Source organism: Isoptericola croceus (assembly GCF_029382255.1).
GTDB classification, from domain to species: Bacteria; Actinomycetota; Actinomycetes; order Actinomycetales; family Cellulomonadaceae; genus Isoptericola; species Isoptericola croceus.
This window is the reverse complement of the sequence record NZ_JARLLG010000019.1, coordinates 1-4976: the sequence shown is the minus strand read 5'-3', so window position 1 is coordinate 4976 and position 4976 is coordinate 1. Positions and strand designations below refer to the sequence as shown.

The window sequence follows — 4976 nt, the reverse complement described above, 5'->3', positions numbered from 1 at the left end:
GGCCGCCCACTGGGGCCGGTCGGCCTACCGCCGCCCGGCCCGGGGCCCGGGGGGGGGCTGCGGCGCACCGCGCCGCAGCCGCGGTACGGACGTAGCGAAGGAGGAGATGTGGCACGACCAGGCCAACGCCGGTCCGGTCGCGCGCGGACCGGTTCCGGCGCTCAGCGCCGCCGCGCCCCGCAGCCCGCCGAGCAAGGGATCATCCCGGTGCTGGCGGAGGTCGCCCGCGACGTCGACCGTGCCGTGCAGCGACCGCCGACGCGCCCGGCGGTACGCACGAAGTTCCAGGTCGTCGCGCTGCTCATCCGGGAGGAGCGTGCCCGGGTAAGGGCCGACGGCGCCCTGACCGAGTCCCAGCGGGCCCAGCAGCTCAAGCGGCTCGACGGGGTGGCGACGCTGCTGGCGAAGATCGCTGCGCGGGACACGTCGCTGCTCGAGCTGCTCGCCGAGGAGGCCCGGGTCTCCGACGCGGCGCGTGCCTACAAGGCGACCTTGATGCGCGCCGGCGGGCTGGAGCCCCCTGAGGAGCCACCGCCGGCCCCGCCGGCCGTGCCAGCTCCCGGTGCCGAGAAGCGCGTGGTGCCCCGCTCGGTGATCTCGCGCCAGCTGGCGAACCCGTTCCTCGCCCCGGACTTCGAGGCGGCGGCCGAGCGGCAGGCTCCGCGAGCCCGCCGGCTGGCCGGCTGGGAGCTGCTCGAGCCGCTCTTCAGGTCCTTCGAGTACGCCGCCCCCGGCGCACCCGCCTGCATGCCGCTGCCCGAGGCCCGCTCGGTGTCCGCTCCCCACGGTCGGAAGCTGATGCCGCACCAGGCCCAGGTCGTCGAGGCCACGGCCCGCGGGCATCGCACGTTCCTGCTCGCGGACGAGCCTGGGCTCGGCAAGACCGCCCAGGCACTGCTCGCCGCCCAGGCGGCCGACGCCTACCCGCTGCTGGTCGTGGCGCCCAACGTGGTGAAGACGAACTGGGCGCACGAGGTCGACCTGTGGACGCCGCGGCGTCGGGCGACGGTGGTCCATGGTGACGGCAAGCAGGTCGACGGGTTCGCGGACGTCGTGATCGTGAACTACGAGCTCCTGGACCGACACATCGGCTGGCTCGGCGACCTCGGCTTCCGAGGCATGGTCGTCGACGAGGCGCACTTCATCAAGAACAAGAGCTCCCAGCGCTCCCAGCACGTGCTTGCCGTCTCCGAGCGGATCCGCGCCCGAACCGCACGGCCGCTCCTGATGGCGCTCACCGGCACCCCGCTGATCAACGACATCGAGGACTTCCGGGCAATCTGGCAGTTCCTGGGCTGGATCGACGACACGAAGCCGCTCGCCGCGCTGCTGACCGCCCTCGAGGGCGCCGGGCTCACCCCGGCCGACCCCGGGTTCTACGCCGCCGCCAGGACCAGCGTGATCGACATGGGTATCGTGCGCCGCCGCAAGGCCGACGTGGTCGCCGACATCCCCGCCCGCCGGGTGGCGGACGTGCCGGTCGAGCTCGACGGCGCGGCGGGCCGCTCGATCCGTGCCGCCGAGGCCGCACTCGCCCGCCGTCTGGTCGGTCGCTACCGGTCCGCCGTGGAGGCGCGTGCCGACGACGTCGTCGCGGACGGCGTCGACCAAAGCCTCGCGCGCCGGGTGGCGGCGGGGGAGCTGAAGGACGCGAGCTCGCGGGCCGGTGGCGAGAACGTGTTCACCATGGTCCGCCGGATCGGCCAGGCCAAGGCCGGACTGGCCGCCGACTACGCCGCGCAGCTGGCCCGCAACGTCGGCAAGGTGGTGTTCTTCGCCAAGCACGTCGACGTGATGGACCAGGCCGAGCAGATCTTCGCCGATCGCGGCATCGGCTACGCCTCGATCCGCGGCGACCAGACGCCCAAGGCGCGCGAGAAGAACATCGCCGCGTTCACAGGCGACCCCGACGTGTCGATCGTGGTGTGCTCCCTGATGGCCGCCGGAGTGGGGCTGAACCTTCAGGTGGCCTCCAACCTGGTGCTGGCCGAGCTGTCCTGGACCTACGCCGAGCAGACCCAGGCCATCGACCGGATCCACCGGATCGGCCAGGCCGAGCCCGTCACCGCTTGGCGGATCATCGCCGCCCAGACCATCGACTCCACGATCGCCGCGCTGATCGACAGCAAGTCCGGGCTGGCCGCCAGGGCACTGGACGGTGCGGGGGAGGAGGACGTCGCATCGTCCACGGACGTCCAGCTCGACGCCCTCGTCGCGCTCCTCACCGACGCGCTCGCCGCCGAAGGCACCGCCTGAGCTACCGGACTGCAGGTGGTTCGCGGCCGCGCACGATACGTGGCGCGATGGCAGTTGTCCTTCATCATGCTCCGCGCACGGACCTGCTCGCGCGGGCGCTCGGGGACCTTCTGGCCGCGCCCCTGGCGGATCCGTTCGCGACCGAGGTCGTCGTGGTGCCTGCCCGCGGCGTCGAACGCACGGAGTGGTACGCGGGTCGGCCGGTGCTGGTCACCGCGAACGGCTACAGCCTGGGCCTGTTCAACGGCGACACCGGGGTGGTGGTCGCCGAGGGCGAAGCCCTGCGCGCCCATATCAGCGGTGGCGCGTCGTTCGCGGTCTCCCGCCTGGGCGACGTCGAGACGCTGCACGCCATGACCGTGCACAAAGGCCAGGGCAGCCAGGCCGAGGCCGTGACGGTGCTGCTGCCGGACGAGGCCTCGCCGCTGCTCACGCGCGAACTCTTCTACATCGCGGTGACGCGGGCGCGGCGGCGCGTGCGGGTTGTCGGGACGCCGGAGGCGGTGCGCGCTGCTGTCTTGCGGCGGGCTCGCCGCGCGAGCGGGCTGGCGGTGCGGCTGCGGAGCTGAGGTGGCTTCGGGGGTGGGGATCCCGACCAGGACGGACCCACAGCGAGCGAACCGGTTCGCTTGACGTGATCGCCTCAGATGCGGCATCGTGGGCGAACCGGTTCGCTGGATCGTCCCAGACGGGACGGGCGCGGCACGGCAGGAACACCGGTCCGACGGCGAACCATTTTCACTGATCGCAAAGGAGCTTTCGTGGTGACTTCATCCAACAGGAGGAGCGGGCGCATCCGCACCCTGCTGACCTCGGCCCTGGTGGGCGCCCTGGCGCTGTCGTTGTTGTCGGCGCCGCCGGCGACCGCGGGCGACGAGCAGATCAGCGTCAACTTCGCCGTCTCCGGCGGCGCGCCGCAGCACCTCGCCTCCGGCACCATCTACGGGATGACGGAGTCCGGCGGCCTGCCGCAGGACCACTTCTTCACCGACATCAAGTGGAACTACATGCGGGCCGGCGGTGCGCAGCTCGACAACCCGGGCGGCTGGATCGGCGGGACGTACCCGCGCCGCTGGGCAGCCACGCAGGCCCAGGCCGAGCGCACGGCCGACCTCGGCGGCGAGTTCGTCCTGCTGGTGCACGACCTGTGGGGCGCCGACGCAGAGACGCAGGCTTCGGTCTTCCCGGGAGACAGTGGCGACTGGGCCTCGTACGACGCGTTCATGAACCAGCTCATCGCCGACGTCCAGGCCAGCGGCGTGCAGGTGCAGTGGGACATCTGGAACGAGCCCGACATCAAGACGTTCTGGGACCGCTCGCAGTCGCAGTACCTCGAGATGTGGAAGCGGGGCTACCAGCGCATCAGGACCACCTTCCCCGACGCCGTCATCGTGGGCCCGAGCACCAGCAGGCCGCCGCAGAGCTCGTCGCTGTGGCCCGTCTTCCTGGACTACGCGAAGGCCAACAACGTCCTGCCGGACATCTACGCCTGGCACAACCTCCCCGGCGACCCCGTGACCAGCTCGCAGGCCGCGAACTCGCAGCTGTCCGCGCGCGGCATCACCAGGACGACGCGCCACCAGATCAACGAATACGCGTCGAAGAGCCAGCAGAACCCCGCCGACGGCGCGTGGTACATCACGCGGCTCGAGCGGGCCGGCGCGGTCGGGCTCCGGGCCAACTGGGCCCTCGGCCAGCAGCTCAACGACCTCCAGGCGAAGCTGCTGGTCAAGACGGGCAGCCAGTACCTCCCTACCGGCGAGTGGTGGATGTACCGGTACTACGGCTCCCAGACCGGCTCGATCGTGTCGACGACGCCCAGCCCCGCTTACGACGCGTTCGCGACCAAGGTCACGGGCCGCGCGCAGATCCTCCTCGGCGGAGGCGGCACGACGGGCAACATGGCGGTCCGGCTCGACAACGTGACCTCGACGACGGGGATCGTGTCGAACAACCAGGTGCGGGTCGTCGTCCAGCGGATCCCGTACAACAACGGCGGCGCGGTCAAGGGGCCCGAGACGATCTCCAGCTCCGTCGCGACGCTGAGCAGCGGGGCGACCACGGTCAACATTCCCCGCACGAACAACGTCGACGGGTACACGGTCACCCTGCTCCCGCCGGGCAACGCCGAGTTCACCACCGTCGCCGTCGCGCAGCACAGCCAGATGTGCCTGGACAACACAAACCTCTCGACGGCCAACGGCAACCGGCAGCAGCAGTACCACTGCGAGGGCGGGAGCCAGCAGATCTGGCGGTTCGTCCCCGTGAGCGGCGTCGCCGACACCTACACGGTCGTCAACGAGCTGAGCGGCAAGTGCCTTGACGTGTCGGGCGCCTCCACGGCGAACGAGGCAGCGGTCATCCAGTGGACCTGCAACGCGGGCGCGCAGAACCAGCAGTTCACGCTCCGCAAGGTCACCTATTCGGGCAGCAGTGCGCAGGACTACCAGCTCGTCGCCCGGCACAGCGGCAAGTGCGTCGACGTGAGCACGATCTCGACGTCGGCCGGTGCGGCGATCCACCAGTGGACCTGCAACCCGGTCGGCCAGGCCAGCCCCCTCAACCAGACCTGGCGTCTGCTCGGGAAGTAAGGACCACAACCGGCTGTGCCCCGTGGTCCGGTGCCACGGGGCACGGCTGTACCCGTCTGACCTGGGCGGGGGGGGGGGGCGAAACCGACGCCCCCCATGCCCGCGGGGGAGAGGCGGACCACGTACCCG

3 protein-coding genes are annotated in these 4976 nt (G+C 71.4%); all 3 read left to right on the top strand.

What is annotated here, in order from left to right:
- The first annotated feature begins 108 nt into the window (after window positions 1-108).
- The 3 genes from PZC42_RS20570 to PZC42_RS20560 all read left to right on the top strand — a co-directional run bounded on the left by PZC42_RS20570 (window position 109) and on the right by PZC42_RS20560 (window position 4847).
- Window positions 109-2256 (top strand): DEAD/DEAH box helicase, encoded by a 2148-nt coding sequence (locus PZC42_RS20570; protein ID WP_277213923.1) that lies wholly within the window; start codon window positions 109-111, stop codon window positions 2254-2256.
- 47 nt (window positions 2257-2303) lie between these two features.
- Complete coding sequence (locus PZC42_RS20565; RefSeq protein WP_277213921.1) at window positions 2304-2825, top strand: ATP-binding domain-containing protein; 522 nt, start codon at window positions 2304-2306, stop codon at window positions 2823-2825.
- Window positions 2826-3020: 195 nt separating this feature from the next.
- Window positions 3021-4847 carry an RICIN domain-containing protein gene (locus PZC42_RS20560; protein WP_277213919.1) on the top strand — a complete coding sequence of 609 codons (1827 nt, stop codon included), beginning with the start codon at window positions 3021-3023 and terminating at the stop codon, window positions 4845-4847.
- Window positions 4848-4976: the final 129 nt, after the last annotated feature.